17 protein-coding genes and 1 pseudogene are annotated in these 17,575 nt (G+C 37.2%); 12 read left to right on the forward strand and 6 right to left on the reverse strand.

The annotated features are described in order from the left end of the window. From ZPR_RS02165 to ZPR_RS02215, 11 genes and pseudogenes are all read left to right on the forward strand, one after another. Positions 1-939 (forward strand): bifunctional riboflavin kinase/FAD synthetase, encoded by a 939-nt coding sequence (locus ZPR_RS02165; protein WP_013069962.1) that lies wholly within the window; start codon positions 1-3, stop codon positions 937-939. After that, on the forward strand, positions 929-2,251 hold the full coding sequence (locus tag ZPR_RS02170) for an HTTM domain-containing protein (RefSeq protein ID WP_013069963.1): 1,323 nt from the start codon (positions 929-931) through the stop codon (positions 2,249-2,251). Before ZPR_RS02165 ends, ZPR_RS02170 begins: the two co-directional genes overlap by 11 nt. 67 nt (positions 2,252-2,318) lie before the next feature. Beyond that, positions 2,319-3,590, forward strand: coding sequence for a serine--tRNA ligase (serS, locus tag ZPR_RS02175; RefSeq protein WP_013069964.1), 1,272 nt, complete (start codon positions 2,319-2,321; stop codon positions 3,588-3,590). Positions 3,591-3,637: 47 nt separating this feature from the next. After that, entirely contained in the window at positions 3,638-5,422 is a 1,785-nt protein-coding gene (locus tag ZPR_RS02180; RefSeq protein ID WP_041578547.1) for a tetratricopeptide repeat protein, read from the forward strand. Further along, positions 5,419-5,850, forward strand: coding sequence for a hypothetical protein (locus ZPR_RS02185; RefSeq protein ID WP_148211644.1), 432 nt, complete (start codon positions 5,419-5,421; stop codon positions 5,848-5,850). The genes ZPR_RS02180 and ZPR_RS02185 overlap by 4 nt, the downstream gene beginning before the upstream one ends. A gap of 111 nt (positions 5,851-5,961) precedes the next feature. After that, the gene (locus tag ZPR_RS02190; protein ID WP_041578548.1) at positions 5,962-6,270 is read left to right on the forward strand and encodes a DUF4286 family protein; all 309 of its coding nucleotides are present in this window, start codon (positions 5,962-5,964) and stop codon (positions 6,268-6,270) included. 21 nt (positions 6,271-6,291) lie between these two features. Beyond that, on the forward strand, positions 6,292-7,131 hold the full coding sequence (gene rsmA / locus ZPR_RS02195; protein ID WP_013069968.1) for a 16S rRNA (adenine(1518)-N(6)/adenine(1519)-N(6))-dimethyltransferase RsmA: 840 nt from the start codon (positions 6,292-6,294) through the stop codon (positions 7,129-7,131). Continuing rightward, positions 7,115-8,470, forward strand: coding sequence for a magnesium transporter (gene mgtE, locus ZPR_RS02200; protein WP_013069969.1), 1,356 nt, complete (start codon positions 7,115-7,117; stop codon positions 8,468-8,470). The genes rsmA and mgtE overlap by 17 nt, the downstream gene beginning before the upstream one ends. Positions 8,471-8,745: 275 nt before the next feature. Beyond that, positions 8,746-9,723 carry a 2-hydroxyacid dehydrogenase gene (locus tag ZPR_RS02205; RefSeq protein ID WP_041578552.1) on the forward strand — a complete coding sequence of 326 codons (978 nt, stop codon included), beginning with the start codon at positions 8,746-8,748 and terminating at the stop codon, positions 9,721-9,723. A gap of 192 nt (positions 9,724-9,915) precedes the next feature. Then, a pseudogene (locus ZPR_RS02210) lies at positions 9,916-10,284 on the forward strand (VOC family protein). Between the two features lie 136 nt (positions 10,285-10,420). Then, entirely contained in the window at positions 10,421-10,837 is a 417-nt protein-coding gene (locus ZPR_RS02215; protein WP_041579513.1) for an arsenate reductase ArsC, read from the forward strand. Positions 10,838-10,887: 50 nt separating this feature from the next. Here ZPR_RS02215 and ZPR_RS02220 read toward each other — a convergent pair whose 3' ends face one another. The 5 genes from ZPR_RS02220 to ZPR_RS02240 form a co-directional block, all read right to left on the reverse strand. Beyond that, a complete protein-coding gene (locus ZPR_RS02220; protein ID WP_013069974.1) occupies positions 10,888-11,538 on the reverse strand; it encodes an SDR family oxidoreductase in 651 nt (216 codons plus the stop codon). 186 nt (positions 11,539-11,724) lie between these two features. Then, entirely contained in the window at positions 11,725-13,527 is a 1,803-nt protein-coding gene (locus ZPR_RS02225) for a GNAT family N-acyltransferase (protein WP_041578553.1), read from the reverse strand. A 49-nt stretch (positions 13,528-13,576) separates the two neighbouring features. Beyond that, positions 13,577-14,833, reverse strand: a complete 1,257-nt coding sequence (locus ZPR_RS02230; RefSeq protein ID WP_013069976.1) for an aspartate kinase — start codon at positions 14,831-14,833, stop codon at positions 13,577-13,579. A 3-nt stretch (positions 14,834-14,836) separates the two neighbouring features. Then, positions 14,837-15,310, reverse strand: a complete 474-nt coding sequence (locus ZPR_RS02235) for a GNAT family N-acetyltransferase (RefSeq protein WP_013069977.1) — start codon at positions 15,308-15,310, stop codon at positions 14,837-14,839. Positions 15,311-15,493: 183 nt separating this feature from the next. Further along, on the reverse strand, positions 15,494-15,976 hold the full coding sequence (locus ZPR_RS02240; RefSeq protein WP_013069978.1) for a GNAT family N-acetyltransferase: 483 nt from the start codon (positions 15,974-15,976) through the stop codon (positions 15,494-15,496). 107 nt (positions 15,977-16,083) lie between these two features. On the opposite strand from ZPR_RS02240, the gene fbp reads away from it, so the two are divergent. Continuing rightward, positions 16,084-17,094 (forward strand): class 1 fructose-bisphosphatase, encoded by a 1,011-nt coding sequence (gene fbp, locus ZPR_RS02245; protein WP_013069979.1) that lies wholly within the window; start codon positions 16,084-16,086, stop codon positions 17,092-17,094. On the opposite strand, the gene ZPR_RS02250 is transcribed toward fbp, so the two are convergent. Further along, entirely contained in the window at positions 17,091-17,519 is a 429-nt protein-coding gene (locus tag ZPR_RS02250) for a TerB family tellurite resistance protein (protein ID WP_013069980.1), read from the reverse strand. The two genes, fbp and ZPR_RS02250, sit on opposite strands and share 4 nt — an antisense overlap. Positions 17,520-17,575: the final 56 nt, after the last annotated feature.

The raw sequence follows: 17,575 nt of genomic DNA on the forward strand, positions 1-17,575 counted from the left end.
TTGGAAATACACAAAGGAGCAAGTGCATTTAAAAGTGATAAACCAACAGTAGTAACTATTGGTACTTTTGACGGAGTGCATGCAGGGCATCAAAAAATAATAAAACGTTTGGTAGATAGTGCCCGGGCTAATAATTTAGAATCGGTGATACTTACTTTTTTTCCTCATCCAAGAATGGTTTTGCAGAAAGAAAGTGGAATTAAATTAATTAATACCATAGAAGAACGTACTGATATCCTGGAACAATCTGGTATTGATCATTTGGTAATCCATCCATTTACCATGCAATTTTCACGACTTACCGCAAGGGAATTTGTAAAAGAAATACTGGTAGAAAAATTAAGGGCCAAAAAGGTAATTATTGGTTATGATCATCGCTTCGGCAGAAATCGTACTGCGAATATCAATGACCTTAAAAAGTTTGGGGAAGAATTTGATTTTGAAGTCGAAGAAATTACCCGTCAGGATATTGAAGAAGTAGCTGTAAGTTCGACTAAAATAAGAACCGCACTTGAAGAAGGGCGAGTAGAAAAGGCTAATAATTACTTAAGGCATCCATTTTCCTTAAAAGGTGAAGTGGTTAAAGGAAGAGGGCTTGGAAAAGAATTTAATTATCCAACGGCAAATATTAATATTGCTGAAGATTATAAGCTTATTCCTAAAAATGGCGTTTATGTAGTGCGATCTGTTATCGAAGGGGAAACCTATTTTGGCATGATGAGTATTGGGACAAACCCAACCGTAGGCGGTACGTCAAGAACGATCGAAAGTTTTTTCTTTAAACTGGATAAAGATCTTTATGGAAAACGCTTAAAAATCGACCTTTTAATTAGAATAAGGGACGAAAAGAAATTCAATTCGGTGGAAGAATTAAAACTTGCCATGAAACAGGACGAGGCTTTTTCAAAACAATATATAAAAGATAATTATGTGGAATAGATGGCTTTTTAAGCGTGTAGATAATTCAGCTTTAATATTCTTTAGAATAGCTTTTGGATTGTTAATTGCGCTTGAAGCTATTGGAGGGATTTTTACGGGCTGGGTGAGGAGAACCCTTGTAGAACCAGATTTCACCTTCAACTTTATAGGATTCGAATTTTTACAGCCGCTCCCCGGGGACCTTATGTATTATTATTATGCTGTAATGGGAATTTTTGGGATCCTGGTGATGATTGGTTTTAAATATCGATTTTCGATGTTTTGCTATACACTTATGTGGGCAGCGGTCTATTTAATGCAAAAATCGTCTTATAACAATCACTATTACCTTTTAATGTTGCTTTGCTTTATTATGATTTTTTTACCGGCACATAAAGCATTGTCTTATGACGCCTGGAAAAATAAAGCTATACGAGCTATCGCTATGCCGCGCTGGGTGTGGCTTTTTATAGTGATTCAGTTATGGATTGTATATAGTTATGCGTCTATAGCAAAACTGTATCCGGACTGGCTTGATGGCACAGTGCCCGAACTGTTAATGCGGGGAAAACGAAATTACTGGCTCGTTGGCGAGTTTCTTCAGCAACCATGGATAAAATGGGTGATCGCTTATTTTGGATTGATCTTCGATTTATTAATCGTCCCTATGTTGTTGTGGCGACGAACCCGGGTTCCATTTTTTATTTTGGCGATATTTTTTCATCTATTTAATAGTTTTGTTTTTCATATCGGGATATTTCCTTACTTGTCTTTGGCGTTTTGTGTCTTCTTTTTTCCTACTCAAAAAGTCAACAAATACTTACTGCGTAATAAAAAACCGTATTACGATGGGGAAGAAGTGGTCGTGCCGGATCACGATAGAATCTTAAAATTTGCGATTATTGTATGGTTTATCATCCAGGTTTCGCTACCGTTAAGACACTGGGTGATTAAGGATAATGTGCTGTGGACGGAGGAAGGTCACCGCTTAAGCTGGCGTATGATGTTAAGAACCAAAAGCGGAAGATCTACCTTTAAAGTAGTAGAGAAAGGAACTACAGATACCATAATGGTTCAAAAAAACAAATACCTCTCTAACAAACAACGCAGGATAATAAGTACTAAACCCGATGTGATTTGGCAATTTGCACAGCGATTAAAACAGGAATATGCAAGAGAAGGTAAAGATATTCAGGTTTTTGTGGAGGCAAAGGTTTCGGTTAATGGCAGACCTTACGAGAGATTAATCGATCCTCAGGTTGATATTGCAAACGAACAATGGAATTATTTTGCTCATCATGATTGGATTTTGCCTTCTAATTTAGAAGAATAAATAGTCCTGCTTTTATTACATTTGCGGATTCAAATTATTATTAACGGCAATAAAATTAATTGGCCTTATGTTACAAGTTAACAACATCAGAGAGCATAAAGATGCTTATATCGAAGCGTTAAAGAAGAGAAATTTTGATGCTGAATCTATTTTTGATGAGGTATTGAGTTTAGACGAAACCCGTCGATCTACTCAGTCCAGACTTGATGATACTTTGGCCGAATCCAATAAACTATCAAAGCAAATTGGATTGATGTTTAAAAACGGAGAACATCAAAAAGCCAATCTTTTAAAAGAGAAAACAGGTAAATTAAAAGAAGATTCCAGGAATTATTCTGAGGTTTTAGCCACTACTATCGCAGATTTAGAAAAACTGCTGTATACCATTCCTAACGTGCCAAATGAAGTTGTTCCCGCCGGAACTTCTGAAGATGATAATGAAGAGATTTATAAGGAAGGGGATGTTCCTGTTTTAGCGGAAGGATCATTACCACACTGGGAACTGGCAAAGAAATATGATATTATCGATTTTGAACTGGGAAATAAAGTAACCGGGGCAGGTTTTCCTATTTATAAAGGAAAAGGCGCCAGATTGCAGCGTGCTTTAGTTTCTTATTTCTTGGATAAAGCAGTAGAAGCCGGCTATTCAGAATATCAGTTGCCCTTAATGGTAAATGAGGCATCAGGTTACGGTACAGGGCAATTGCCAGATAAAGAAGGGCAAATGTATCACATCACTGCAGATGATCTTTATATGATCCCAACCGCCGAGGTGCCAATTACCAATATGTACCGCGATAATCTTTTGACAGATAAAGATTTTCCTATTGCCTGTACGGGGTACACCCCTTGTTTTAGGCGAGAAGCAGGTTCCTATGGAGCTCATGTACGTGGTTTAAACCGCCTGCATCAATTTGATAAAGTAGAATTGGTAAGAATCGAAAAACCAGAAGATTCATATGCGGCTTTAGAGGGAATGGTAGATCATGTAAAAGTATTACTAAAGGAGCTAAAACTACCTTATCGTATCTTAAGACTATGTGGCGGCGATTTGGGCTTTACCTCTGCCTTAACTTACGATTTCGAAGTTTTTTCTACCGCCCAGGATCGATGGTTAGAAATTAGTTCGGTTTCAAATTTTGAGACTTTTCAGGCAAATCGCCTTAAATTACGTTATAAAAATAAAGAAGGGAAGAAAGAGTTGGTACATACTCTTAACGGAAGTGCTTTGGCGCTACCCCGTGTATTAGCGGGAATCTTGGAAAATTATCAGACAGAAAACGGAATTAAAATTCCGGATGTACTGGTACCTTATACAGGTTTCGATATGATCGATTAACAAGATAATAATCACTAATAAGAAGCGCATTTTGTTATATTTACATTATGCGCTTTTTTATTTTAATCATAGTAGTTTTTCTTAGTTCGGTTGTCGTGGATGCACAGTCATTGCAACTGGCAGAAAACTTTTTTGCTAAAGGGGAATACGAAAAGGCGCTATCCTATTATCAAAAAACACTGGAGCAACAAAATAATAATCCGCGTGCTTTTCAGGGAGTGATTAGTTCTTTACAGCAGTTAGAGCGCTTTGATAAGGCAGAAGAGATGCTTCTACGTCAATTAGAAAGTTCTCCAAAAAATTCTACCATATTAATTGATATAGGTCATAATTTCGCTTTACAAAGAAACGAAGCAAAAGCAGAGCAATACTATCAAAAGGCCTTGGCTTTACTGGAAGAAGATCCAAGACAAGCCTTTGGGATAGGCTTAAAATTTGAAAATTACATTCTTCTGGATTACGCGGCTAACGCCTATAAAAAAGCCAATCAATTAATGCCTAATGCCGGCCTCGAATTAAAACTGGCCAGGCTTTACGGCGAGCAGGGGGAGCTTCAGCAAATGTTTGAAAGTTACCTGGATTTAGTCATTAAAGATGAGAAGTATTTTCCTTACGCTAATAGGGAGTTTGGAGAATTTATTACTAAAGATGCTTCGGCCGAACCTAATACCTTGCTTAGAAATACCTTGTTAAAACGCCTGCAAACCAATCCAGATCCTTTTTATAATGAGATGCTAAGCTGGTTATATATACAGCAAAAAGAATACAATAAAGCGCTTATTCAGGAAAAAGCTATTTATCGGCGATCTGAAGTGCCGAATTTAAATCGCATCATGAACTTGGCTTATGCCGCGAAAAGGTCAGGAGATCTGGAAGCTGCAAAAGCGGTAACCGATTTTATTATTGAAGAAGCCCCGGCTTCTTTAAAACTACGGGCAAAACAGTTGAAAATCAGTTTGCAGGTAGCCACGGCAATACCTTCAGCATATCCTGAAATTGAAGAAAATTTTCGCAGTGTTATCAAAGAATATGGAGATTCTCCAGAAACCATTCCGCTACAAATCGATTTTGGTCAGTTTTTAGCTTTTAAATCTGGGAAAGTTACTGAAGCCGAGAATCTTCTTAAAAATTTGCTCGTTAAAGCGATAAATGACTATGAGAAGGCCAGAATAAAAATGGCGCTTGCCGATGTTTTGGTGTTACAGGAAAAATTTAATGAAGCGCTTATTACCTACACCCAGGTGCAAAAAATGGTGAAAAACGATCAAATTGCTCAGGATGCACAATTTAAGGTTGCCAAAACCAGCTATTATAAAGGGGATTTTGAATGGGCACAAACACAGCTGGATGTCCTTAAAAAATCAACTTCTCAATTGATCGCAAATGACGCGATGGAACTTAGCCTGATGATTAAAGATAATACTTTAGAGGACTCTACCCAGATAGCGCTTAAAAAGTATGCACATGCCGATTTACTGGCCTATCAGGGGAAAAATAAACAGGCAATTACCGAGTTGACACAATTATTACAGGACCATATAGGTGAGAAAATTGAAGATGAAGCACTATATAAACAGGCGCAGCTATACGAATTAGAAGAACAGTATCCTTTAGCCGAAAAAAACTATTTGGCGATATTGGATAACTACGGGCAGGATTTATTGGCCGATAATGCCGCATGGAATCTGGCCCAGATGTATACTAATAAACTAAACCTGCCTGAGAAAGCCCGACAATATTACGAGAAGATTTTATTTAATTTTGAGGATAGTATTTATTTTATCGAATCCCGAAAGAAGTACAGATCGCTTAGAGGCGATGCTATAGAATGAGAGAGCTATTATCAAAATCCTATAAATTATTCTGGGTGCTTATCCCGTTTGTGTTTATGTATGGTTTGTTTCATAAGGAATATTTTGCCAGTGTAAATATTGGGGCTACCTTCTACGTTTTTAGTGATCTTACTTTTTCGGTAGTAATTGTTATCCTTTTTGCCGTATTTGGACTTGGTTACTGGTTGATGGACATTTTTCAAAAGCAATTAATTACCTGGATGATCGCTTATCATGTTTATATCAGTGTGTTTGGAATGTTAATTTTGTTGGTTTTTTATGGCTATTTTCAGCAATTAGAGATCGATTATGCTTTTTCGCAAACCATCATGATGTTAATGTTTATTATTGCGGCTATTACCATTGCCGCGCAATTATTATTTCCACTTAATTTTATTGTTTCTTTTCTTCGGAAGAAAAAGCGCTGAATTTCAAACTAACCTGAAATGCTTATACTTGGTTTTAGTATTGGTGGCATATAGACTTGTATCAAGGTTTTTGATTTGTATTTTTGCAAATTCAGTACAAAATTTAAAAAAATGGTGATTTATAATGTAACAACAAATGTGCAGGAAGAGGCGCATGCAGATTGGCTGAAATGGATGAAGGAGGAATATATTCCTGCAATGCTCGATACTGGTAAATTTACCAAGGCTTTAATGACCAAAGTACTTAGCAAGGAGCCTATGGGAGGGATCACCTATTCGGTACAGTATACTGCCGAAAGTATGGCCTATCTCAAAACTTTTTATGTAGAGGATCATGCAAATATGGTTGCTAAAACCACAATATTTAAGGGGAAGATCGTAGAGTTTTCTACAGAACTTCAGGTGATGGACGAACAATAATTTGTTTTAAAAACAAAAAGTATGAGCAAGAAGAAATTTAAGAAAGACTATAAACCACCCCGCCGGGAAGATCAAAATGGGCAGGTAAGGGCTAAAAAACATCTTGGTCAGCATTTTCTTAAAGACGAGAATATAGCTAAAAAGATTGGCGATACCCTGTCGCTTTCCGGCTACGATTATGTGCTGGAAATTGGCCCGGGGATGGGTGTCCTCACCAAATTCTTGCTTCAAAAAGATACTGAAGTTCATGTCGTTGAAATAGATGCCGAAAGTGTCGACTATCTAAATGCCAATTATCTTCAGCTTCATGGTAGGATTCACGAACAGGACTTTTTAAAATATGATCTTACACAAGTTTTTGGTCATAAGCCTTTTGCGGTTACGGGTAATTTTCCTTACAACATTTCTTCCCAAATCGTTTTTAAGGTATTAGAGATGAGAGATCAGATCCCGGAATTTTCTGGGATGTTTCAAAAAGAAGTAGCCCAACGTATATGTGAAAAAGAAGGCAGTAAAACTTATGGTATTCTTTCAGTATTAACCCAGGCATATTATGATGCCGAATATTTGTTTACTGTACCGCCTTCAGTATTTAATCCACCTCCAAAAGTAGATAGTGGCGTACTTAAGTTAACCCGAAAAAAAGACTATCATTTAAAGTGTAATGAAGCCTTGTTTTTTAGAATTGTTAAAATGGGCTTTCAACAGCGACGTAAAACCTTAAGAAATAGTTTAAAAAGTCTTAATTTACCCGATACTTTAAGGGAAGATGCTATCTTTGGCAAGCGGCCAGAGCAGCTCAGTACGCAGGATTTTATTTCACTTACCTTAAATATCGAGCCTTATGCAGTTTCAAATTAGCACCGAACTAATTGAAAAAATTCAATTCCTTATTGAACAAAGGAATGATGAAGAATTGCTATTGCATTTAGAGGATGTGCACCACGCAGATATCGCTGAAATTATTACCGAGCTTAGCCTTGATGACGCAACTTACCTGGTAAGACTGCTTGATAGTGGGAAAACTTCTGAAGCTATAATGGAGCTTGAGGAGGGCGTTAGAGAACGTATTTTAGAAACCTTATCGGCCAAAGAGATCGCAGATGAGTTGGTAGAAATGGATACCGATGATGCTGCCGATATCATGAACGAGCTTTCGCCTGAGTTGCAGAAGCAGGTGATTTCTGAAATTCAGGACGAACAACATGCTGAAGATATTGTAGAGTTGTTGCGTTACCCAGAAGACTCTGCCGGTGGTTTGATGGCAAAAGAGCTAGTGAAAGTTAATGAAAACTGGAGTGTTACCGGTTGTATGACCGAGATGCGTGCCCAGGCAGAAAATGTAACCCGCGTACATTCTATTTATGTGGTAGACGATAAAAATCGCTTAAAAGGAAGACTGTCCTTAAAAGATTTACTTACCGCTGCGAGCAACGAGAATATTAGGGATGTTTATATCCCCAATGTAGATTATGTAAATGTACATACCGAAGGAGAAGAGGTTGCCAGGATCATGCAAAAATATGATTTAGAAGCCATTCCTGTAATCGATGAGATGGGACGTTTGGTAGGTAGAATTACTATTGATGATATTGTAGACTTTATAAAAGAGGAAGCCGAACGTGACTACCAAATGGCGGCCGGTATTTCTGAAGGTGTAGAAGCCGATGATAATATCTTTAAACAAACAAGGGCACGTTTACCCTGGCTTTTAATAGGGATGTTTGGAGGACTGGGAGCGGCAGGAATTATTAGCGGATTTCAGGGGGCTATGGCGGTTTTTCCCAAATTATTGCTTTTTGTGCCTTTAATTCAGGCAACTGCAGGTAATGTAGGAGTGCAATCCAGCGCCATAGTAGTGCAGGGGCTAGCAAATGGAAGTTTAAAGGGAAATATTATCGCAAAGCGGTTATTAAAAGAAACTTCCCTGGCGTTGGTAAACGGAATTTCGATTGCGATGATCGTGTTTATTATAAGTAGTGTTTGGTTTGACACCAGTTATATGGAATCCTTAAGCATTGGAGTGGCCTTAATTTCTGTAATATTACTGGCGGCGATGATAGGAACAGTGATCCCCATTGTTTTAGATAAAAATAATATTGATCCCGCAGTAGCCACAGGACCGTTTATAACAACCAGTAATGATGTTTTTGGGATTCTTACCTATTTTTTAATCGCTAAAGTCATATTGGGCTTCTAAGAAATTGGTTTATTTTTTCTTCATATTCCCAGCTTTGTTTAAATTTGTGGGTTATTGTAGCGGTTGAATATGACACTTTTCACTTTTCAACGATTAAATTTAGAAAGCGGTTGATCCCCTTTATCTTCGGGGAATTCAGCTTCACATTCAGATGATATCTTTGTTAGAATAAATATTGAGCAGGTAGGTATCTGGTTTTCTAAGCTTAACCGGTTAAAGGAAAGGTGTGTTTCAGCTAAAAATCACAAATTATATATTAATAAAAATCGATTAAAATGATCATTTTACACGCCGATACGAATCACTCGAAGTTGATTGAGCTATTGGCAGATGCCGGGCATCACAATATTGAAGGATTTACACAAAGCAGGGAAGAAACTTTGCAAAACCAGCATTTATATGATGGAATTGTAATAAGGAGCAGGTATACAATAGACAAAGATTTTCTTGATGCAGCACCAAATCTAAAGTTTATTGCAAGGGTAGGAGCCGGTCTGGAAAATATCGATGTAGCATATGCAAAAGAAAGTGGAGTACAATTATTCTCGGCTCCCGAAGGTAACCGAAATGCGGTAGGAGAGCATACGTTAGGCATGTTGTTATCCCTTTTCAATAAATTGAATAAAGCTGATAGAGAAGTTAGAGAAGGGCTTTGGAACCGTGAAGATAATCGCGGAATCGAGCTGGATGGAAAAACCGTGGGAATTATTGGTTACGGAAATATGGGAAAGGCTTTTGCTAAAAAATTAAGAGGTTTTGATGTAGAAGTACTTTGCTATGATATTAAAGATGATGTAGACGATAGTAATGCAACCCAGGTAAATTGGGAAGAGTTTACCGAAAAATGCGATGTGGTAAGTTTACATACACCCTGGACCAAGGAAACCGATAAAATGGTTAATACAGCATTTATCGAATCTTTTGCAAAGCCTTTCTGGTTTATCAATACGGCACGTGGTAAGAACGTAGTGACAGAGGATTTAGTTTATGCACTACGATCAGGACAGGTTTTAGGCGCAGGGTTAGATGTTTTGGAATACGAAAAATCATCTTTTGAGAGCTTGTTTGCAAACAAGAAAAACGTAGCTGTTAGCGCTGCCGAGCCATTACCGGAAGCTATGCGTGAACTTATGTTTATGCCCAATACAATTTTGAGTCCGCATATAGCAGGTTGGACGGTAGAGTCGCATGAAAAGTTAGCCACAGTAATTGCCAATAAAATTATTAAGCAATTTGGTAAAGGCGAAGAATAAGCCTAATCCTATAAATTTTAAAAAGCTGTCTGAAATATTATCAGGCAGCTTTTTTATTTTTGCTGTTTTGTGTTTCCCACTATTTCATAAGCCTAAAGAACTGTTTAATATCTTACCTAAAGGCATCAGCATTTCCAAATTCGAAAAATGTAAAAGAGCTAACTCAATTTAGATAAAATAAATTTAGAGTTCATGAAAAACAGAGTAACAGGTATAGGCGGTATCTTTTTCAAATCTGAAGATCCGAATGAAGCAAAAGCTTGGTATAAAAAACATCTTGGTTTAAATACCGATGATTATGGTTGCACTTTTTGGTGGAAGATAAAGATAGCAACGACTGTGCTACACAATGGAGCCTTATAGATAGACAAACAGGTTATTTTGCAGCTTCTAAAAAGTAGTTTATGATAAATTTTGGGGTTGAAAATTTAGATGAATTATTAAAAACACTAACCGCTGAAGTTGTAAGTGTACTTGGAGAACCTAAAAATTATGATATGGGAAATTTGGATGGATTTTAGATGCGGAGGCAATAAAATTGAACTCTGGGAATCTATATAAAGTTTTTCTTAAATAGCCTAATACTTAACATTACGGAAACAGGAAATCTGTTGTAGCTTATTATTTTAGTAAAACTCACAATTTTTTATCGTTTTTAGCGCTCTAATTGCTAAAAGTTTATCGTGAAAATAAGCTTATGAAAAACATTCTCGTGTTATGTAGGGGAAATTCATGCCGTAGTCAGATCGCTCACGGATACTTAAATTATTTTGCATTTAAAAAAGCTAAGGTCTATAGTGCGGGAATAGAAACGCATGGAGTAAACCCACGTGCCATCGCTGCAATGCAGGAAGATGGTATTGATATTAAAACGCATACCAGCAATCTGATAGCGGAATATAAGCATATTGATTTTGACTATATCATTAGTGTTTGCGATCATGTAAAATCACATTGTTCCATTAGATTTTCATCCAGTGCCGTTAGAATACATCAGCATTTTAGAGACCCATCGGCGGTAAAGGGTAATAATAGAAAGATCCATGAAGCTTTTGAAGTTACCAGGCTTGGGATTAAACATTTTTGCAGGGCCTTTGTAAAACAATATTTATAAAAAAAGGATGGCAACTGCCATCCTAATAAGTCTAAGAATAAGTGGTGGAATTATCCAATTCCGCTTAGTTCTATTAGTGCTTGTTTTACAGGAGTTTCTCCTTCCAGGGCTTCAAAACTCATATTTTTAGTTAATGGGTCTGCTAAAGACATGACCATTAAAAAGGCAACATCGTCACGGGCAATTTCGCCATATTCACCAAGTTTCTCTGCAACTTTTACGCGAGCCCGGCCAAGTTCATCGCTTAGACTTCCTGGTTGTACAATTGTAAAAGGAACGCCACTTTCGCGAAGATGATCGTCTGCTTTTTTCTTTGCTCGTAAATAATGTTCCAGATCTCCGCCATCTTCAGGATTGTCTGTCCCCATAGAACTTAACATAACAAACTTTTTTATATTGTTTGCTTTTGCAGCATCAATCATTTTTATGGCGCCTTCTTCGTCTATAGCAGTTGTTTTTTCTGGGCCGGTACTTCCGCCAGAACCTGCAGCAAATATCACTTTATCTACTCCTTCAAAAGCATGTTTTACCTCACCTTCAAGATCGGCAAGTACACTTTCAACGCCCATATCATCAAAAATCTGTTTTTGCTCTTCCTTCCTTATCATCGCTACAGGATTAAAATTTTGAGAGCTATTGAGTATTTCAATAATTCTTTTTCCTGTTTGTCCGGTTGCTCCGGCAATTAATATTTTTTCCATTTTTGTTTGCTGTTTTCAGGTAATATAATAATCGATATAAAAATGGCCTAAGCCTGGCTTAGGTATAACACTAAATTAACAGGTATGGTTTGCCTGTCTTACCATATAATCTAGATGAAACACTCCTAGGCTTGGCTTAAAATCAGCAATTTCTGAAAATGCTTCTCGGGCTCGCCTTTAGGTAGTTTAATGACTGTTCTGATGTTTCTCTTCCAGTTCTTTCTGGAATTCCTCCATAACCGGTTTTACGGTACTTTCAGGAAGATCAGCGATCCTTATATACATTAAGCCATCTACTGCATTGTTAAACAAAGGGTCTACATTAAAAGCCACTACTTTGGCATTTTGCTTAATGTATTTTTTAATTAATACCGGTAATCGTAGATTTTCAGGTTCTATTTCATCTATAATTTTATCGAATTTATTTAAATCGGCTTCACTTTTATCAAAAACAATGTCTTTGTCGGCATCTTCAAGCTTTACTTTAAATTCTTTTTTTGGTCGAATATACTGTGCGACATAAGGATCATAATAATTAGAGCGCATAAATTCGATCATCAGGGATTTAGAGAAGTTAGAAAACTTATTACTAATACTTACTCCTCCAATTAGATATTTATGTTCTGGGAAACGAAGTGTACAATGCACGATACCTTTCCATAGTAAAAATAGCGGCATTGGTTTTTGCTGGTATTCTTTAATGATAAAAGCTCTACCCATTTCGATAGATTTGCTCATCATTTTATACAATTCAGGCTCAAATCTAAAGAGATCCTGTAGATAAAAACCATTGATGCCATGGTCTTTAAAAATTTCGGCCCCCATTCCCATTCGGTATGCCCCGGCTACTTTATTGGTCTCGTTATCCCAAAGAAAAAGGTGGTAATAATAATCATCAAAAGGATCTAAATCTACCGGGTTATTGGTGCCTTCACCAATTTCTCTAAATGTGATTTCACGCAATCGTCCAAGTTCCTGTACTATATTTGGAATTATTTCCCGTTTAGCCAGAAAAACCTCATAGTTTTTAGAAATGAGCAGACGTTTATCTAACTCACGGCAATTTTCAACTTCAGCCTCCATAAGCTCAGATTTCATTTCTGTCGCGATCTTTTTAGGAGCTTTTGGAAGCTTTAAAGTATGCGGGATTTTTTCAAAAAGTTTCTTCTTTTCAAAAACATTGGCCAGCATATAGGTTTTTCGCCGTAAATAGGCAGTAAAGGATTCTAGATCCTTAAACTCGGATTGATCTTCTACAGATATTGGATTTCCTATGCGTACATTTATTTTTCGGCGTTTCTGGGAGAGCATTTCACTTGGTAGTTTTGCCGTTCGTAAGACATCGCTCATCGAGGCTAAACGATAGAAAAAAGTACTGTTTTTAGCGTGAAAATAAATGGGTACAACAGGAACTTTGGCTTTTTGTATTAAACGCATGGCGACCGGTTCCCAGGGTTTATCTACAATTAGTTTTTCGTCTTTATAAGTGGAAACTTCACCCGCGGGAAACATTCCCAGCCCGTGACCCTCGCGCAAATGCGCAATAGCTTCTTTAATCCCTCCAACGCTTGATTTTGCATCTTTGTGTGTCTCAAAAGGATTTACCGGCATAATATACGGTCGTAAGGGGTCCAGTCGATGTAATAAAAAATTAGCTATTATTTTATAATCTTCCCTTTGTTCTAATAAAAGTTTCATCAAAATCATTCCATCGATACCGCCAAGTGGATGGTTAGAAATGGTTATAAAGGGACCGCTCTTTGGGATACGTTTTAGGTCTTTTTCCGGGATATCAAACTGAATTTCGAAACCTTCAAGTATAGAATCGATAAAGGCTACACCTTTAAGGTTTTTTCGTTGTTGATATTCTTTATTTAACCTGGAAAGCTTGGTGGTTCTTAATACCACCCAGCCTACTGTGGTTCCCAGAAAACCCATTTTGTCGAGATTCATTACTCGAGCTACTTCTTTGGCGCTTACAAATCCCATTGGTTGATTGGTTTTAAACAAATATAGCAAACAAAAAACATTATGGTCTTTAACCGGCGGTAACCATCTGTACCGTGTTATGAGTAAGCTGCTTTAATAATACTTTTTTGCCCTTTTCTACTGAATTTATTGCCGATTCATTAAAATGTCGAATGGTATATAATGAAACTCCGGTTTGATATTCAACGCGAAATTTTGCTTTTAAGTGCTGAATTAATTTTTCGAGTTGGTTAAACTTGTTGTCCACACACACTGAAAAGCTGATGGCCGAATTTTGTATAAGATCAACTTTCATCTGATATTGATGAAAAAGCTGAAATACTTCGCTAATATTTTCTTCTACCATAAACGAAAAATCCCGGGAAGATAAAGAAATTAATGCCTGATTTTTCTTGACAATAAAACAGGGTAATTGCGGAATTACCGCACAACCGTTACCCCGGCACACTTTTGTGCCTTCATTTTCGGGGTGGAAAAAAGACTTTACAAAAAGTGGAATTTCCTTTCGCTGTAATGGCTGTAAGGTTTTTGGATGAATCACCGATGCGCCATAAAAAGCCAGTTCTATCGCTTCTTCATAAGAAATCTGCTGTAATAAAGTAGTCGTTTTAAATTCACGGGGATCAGCGTTTAACACGCCTGGAACATCTTTCCAGATTGTTACACTCTCGGCATTTAAGCAGTATGCGAAGATCCCTGCGGTATAATCACTGCCTTCGCGCCCCAGGCTGGTGGTAAAATTATTAGAGTCTGAACCAATAAAACCCTGTGTAATACTAATGGTTCCCGGATTAATTGCTGCAATAATTTTTTTCTGAGTGGTTTCCCAGTCTACTTTTGCATCACGATAGGTGCTATCGGTTTTTATAACATCGCGAACATCGATCCAGGTATTTCTTATTCCGTTTCTCGATAAAAATTCACTTACGATAGTGGTAGAAATCAACTCTCCAAAACCTATAATTTGATCGTAAACAAAATCGTATTGTTTCGATTTATTATGTTCAAGAAAGTTTCTGAGAATAGTAAAAAACTGATTGATTTTTTCGAAAACCGCAGCTTTCTTATGTTCAAAAAGTCCGTTCATGATTTCTACATGAAACAGCCTTAAGTGTTCAATTTCAGCTTCAGGAGATTGTTCTGCCAAATATTTCTGAATAATAACTTCCAGCGCATTGGTGGTTTTTCCCATGGCTGAAATCACAATCAATTTATCCGGATTGTTGTGCTTTTGCAGTACCTTTAGCACATTCTTTACACCTGCCGTATCTTTTACAGAAGCTCCACCAAATTTGAAGACTTTCATTCGTTATTTTTCAATATTCTTTTTAATAACGTTTTCATTCATATGTACAGTATACCAGTTCTTTTTAATATCGGCTCCGGTATTTTCGTAAAATTCTATCGCATTTTTATTTCCTTCAGAGACTACCCACTCTACGCGTTTAACCCCATGTTCATATCCATATTTTACAACCTGGTTATATAAAGCACCTCCTAAACCGGTACCTCGCATACTCTCGGTAACGATGAGGTCTTCTAGATGTACGGTGCGTCCCTTCCAGGTAGAGAACCTAAAGTAAACCAGGGCCATCCCGGCAAGTTTGCCGTCTACATCGGCTACAAAACATTTAAAATTACCATTGTTAAAACCTTCGGTTTCCAAGTCTTTTACAGAAATTTCAACCTGATCTTCCGCATTTTCATGTTTTGCCAGTTCCATTATTAATTCAAGGACTTTTGGCATGTCCTCTCTTTTAGCTTCGCGTATCTGATATTCCATGTTTTTTTATTTACTTATTTATCGAGGAATTATTTCTTGCTCCCGATGTTTGTCGAGATTTCTAAAAATTAAAAAAGATATTCCGGATTGTACCTTGTGGCCCTATCCCAGAAATTGTTGATTTTAACAAAAATAGGAATATGCTTTTAGAACTTTTGTTATTTTTAAGGACTTAGCTTAATCTTAACGGGTTTTATCGCAAAAGGAGTCCATTGCGGCTTCATCCATTTGTACGGTTCGCCATTCATCAAAAACTGTAGCGCCACTGTTTTTATAAAATTCAACGGCATTGGTATTCCAGTCTAAAACTACCCATTCTGTGCGCTTACAACCTTGCTGCTTGGAATATTGGATAACCTTGGTATATAATGCCTTTCCGAGTCCTTTTCCGCGAAAGGCTTCGCTTACTACCAAATCTTCAAGATGAACTGTTTTTCCTTTCCATGTGGAATAACGATAGTAGAACAATGCCATCCCTTCGATAGTGTCATTAGCTTCTGCTACGAAGCATTCAAATAATGGGCGATCTCCAAAACCATCATTTTCTAAATCCTTTACGGTAATTTCCACCGCATCAGGTTCGTTCTCAAATTTAGCCAGTTCATTAATGAGTTTAAGAACCGCTGGCATATCTTGTTTTGTAGCTTTTCTTACTTCTATATTCATTTTGAAAGATTTTTAAGTGAAATTTTAAATTTTGTTAAAAAGTTTCCGAAAACGATGTAAAACGGCATTTTTTCAATAAATTTGATAACAAACTACTCTTAATTAAAATGACTAAAACCAGACCCACGCTCGGTGAGTTTATCATCGATAATCAACAGGATTTCCCGTATTCTACAGGAGAATTATCCAGATTAATACGTTCTATTCGTTTAGCTGCAAAAGTAGTAAATCACGAAGTAAATAAAGCAGGACTTGTGGATATTACCGGTGCAGCCGGGGAACAAAACATTCAGGGGGAAGATCAGCAAAAATTAGATGTATTCGCAAATAATATATTTATTCAAACCCTAACCAATAGAGAAATCGTTTGCGGGATCGCTTCTGAAGAAAACGACGATTTTATCACGATTGCCGGAAGCCGTAATGATCATAAAAATAAATATGTGGTGCTTATGGATCCTTTGGATGGAAGTTCTAATATCGATGTAAATGTATCGGTAGGCACGATTTTTTCAATTTATCGAAGGGTTACTCCGCTTGGGACACCGGTTACTTCAGAAGATTTTCTACAGCCTGGAAATTTACAGGTTGCCGCAGGATATATTATCTACGGGACATCAACAATGTTAGTATATACCACAGGACATGGCGTAAACGGATTTACATTAAATCCGGCGCTGGGCTCCTGGTACCTTTCGCATCCTGATATGAAATTCCCAGAAAACGGAAATATTTATTCTATTAACGAAGGAAATTATGCGCATTTTCCAACCGGCGTCAAAAAATATATAAAATACTGCCAGGAAGAAGAAGGTGACCGCCCTTATACCTCGCGATATATTGGTTCGATGGTTTCAGACATCCACCGGAATATGATTAAAGGCGGTATTTATATTTATCCAAAAAGTACGAAATATGACAAAGGAAAACTTCGTTTATTATACGAATGCAATCCTATGGCATTTATCGTTGAGCAGGCAGGAGGTAAAGCCAGCGACGGGTATCAACGCGTGATGGATATAATGCCTACAGAACTTCACGAGCGATCTGCCATTTTTTGCGGAAGCAAAAAAATGGTCGAAAAAGCAGAAGCCTTTATGAAAGAATTTGGAGATTAATTCTCTTTCTCTAACAAATACTGATAATCTTCAAAAGAAATCTGTCCACCAAAAATCTGTACAGATCTTTTGATAATCTTTTCGGAAGCCTGACTGGAAAAACCAAGCCCAATGGCATAACGTTTTATCAGTTCGGCTTCTTCGTCATCAATAAGATGATCTGCAAAAATAATTCTAAATAGGTCATGAAGTCGTTCTAAGCGTCTTTCTGTATCATGAGAAGGAGTTAATGGATATCCTTTAGGATTCTCCAGTACCTTGTTATATTCACTTTCGGTAATATCCAGTTTTCTGGCAAAACGTCTTAATAGGTTTTCTTCGGCCTCATTAATAGCGCCGTCTACGGCAGCAAGATTCACAATTGCTGCAAAATGACTTAAATTTCTTAAATGCTCTCCCGAGCCGAATAAATCTGAAAATGACATGTTAAGGGATTTTGGCTGCAAATATAAATAATGATGAGAAAATTTAATTTAAAATT

Origin of the sequence: Zunongwangia profunda SM-A87, from assembly GCF_000023465.1 — a bacterium.
Taxonomy (GTDB): domain Bacteria; phylum Bacteroidota; class Bacteroidia; order Flavobacteriales; family Flavobacteriaceae; genus Zunongwangia; species Zunongwangia profunda.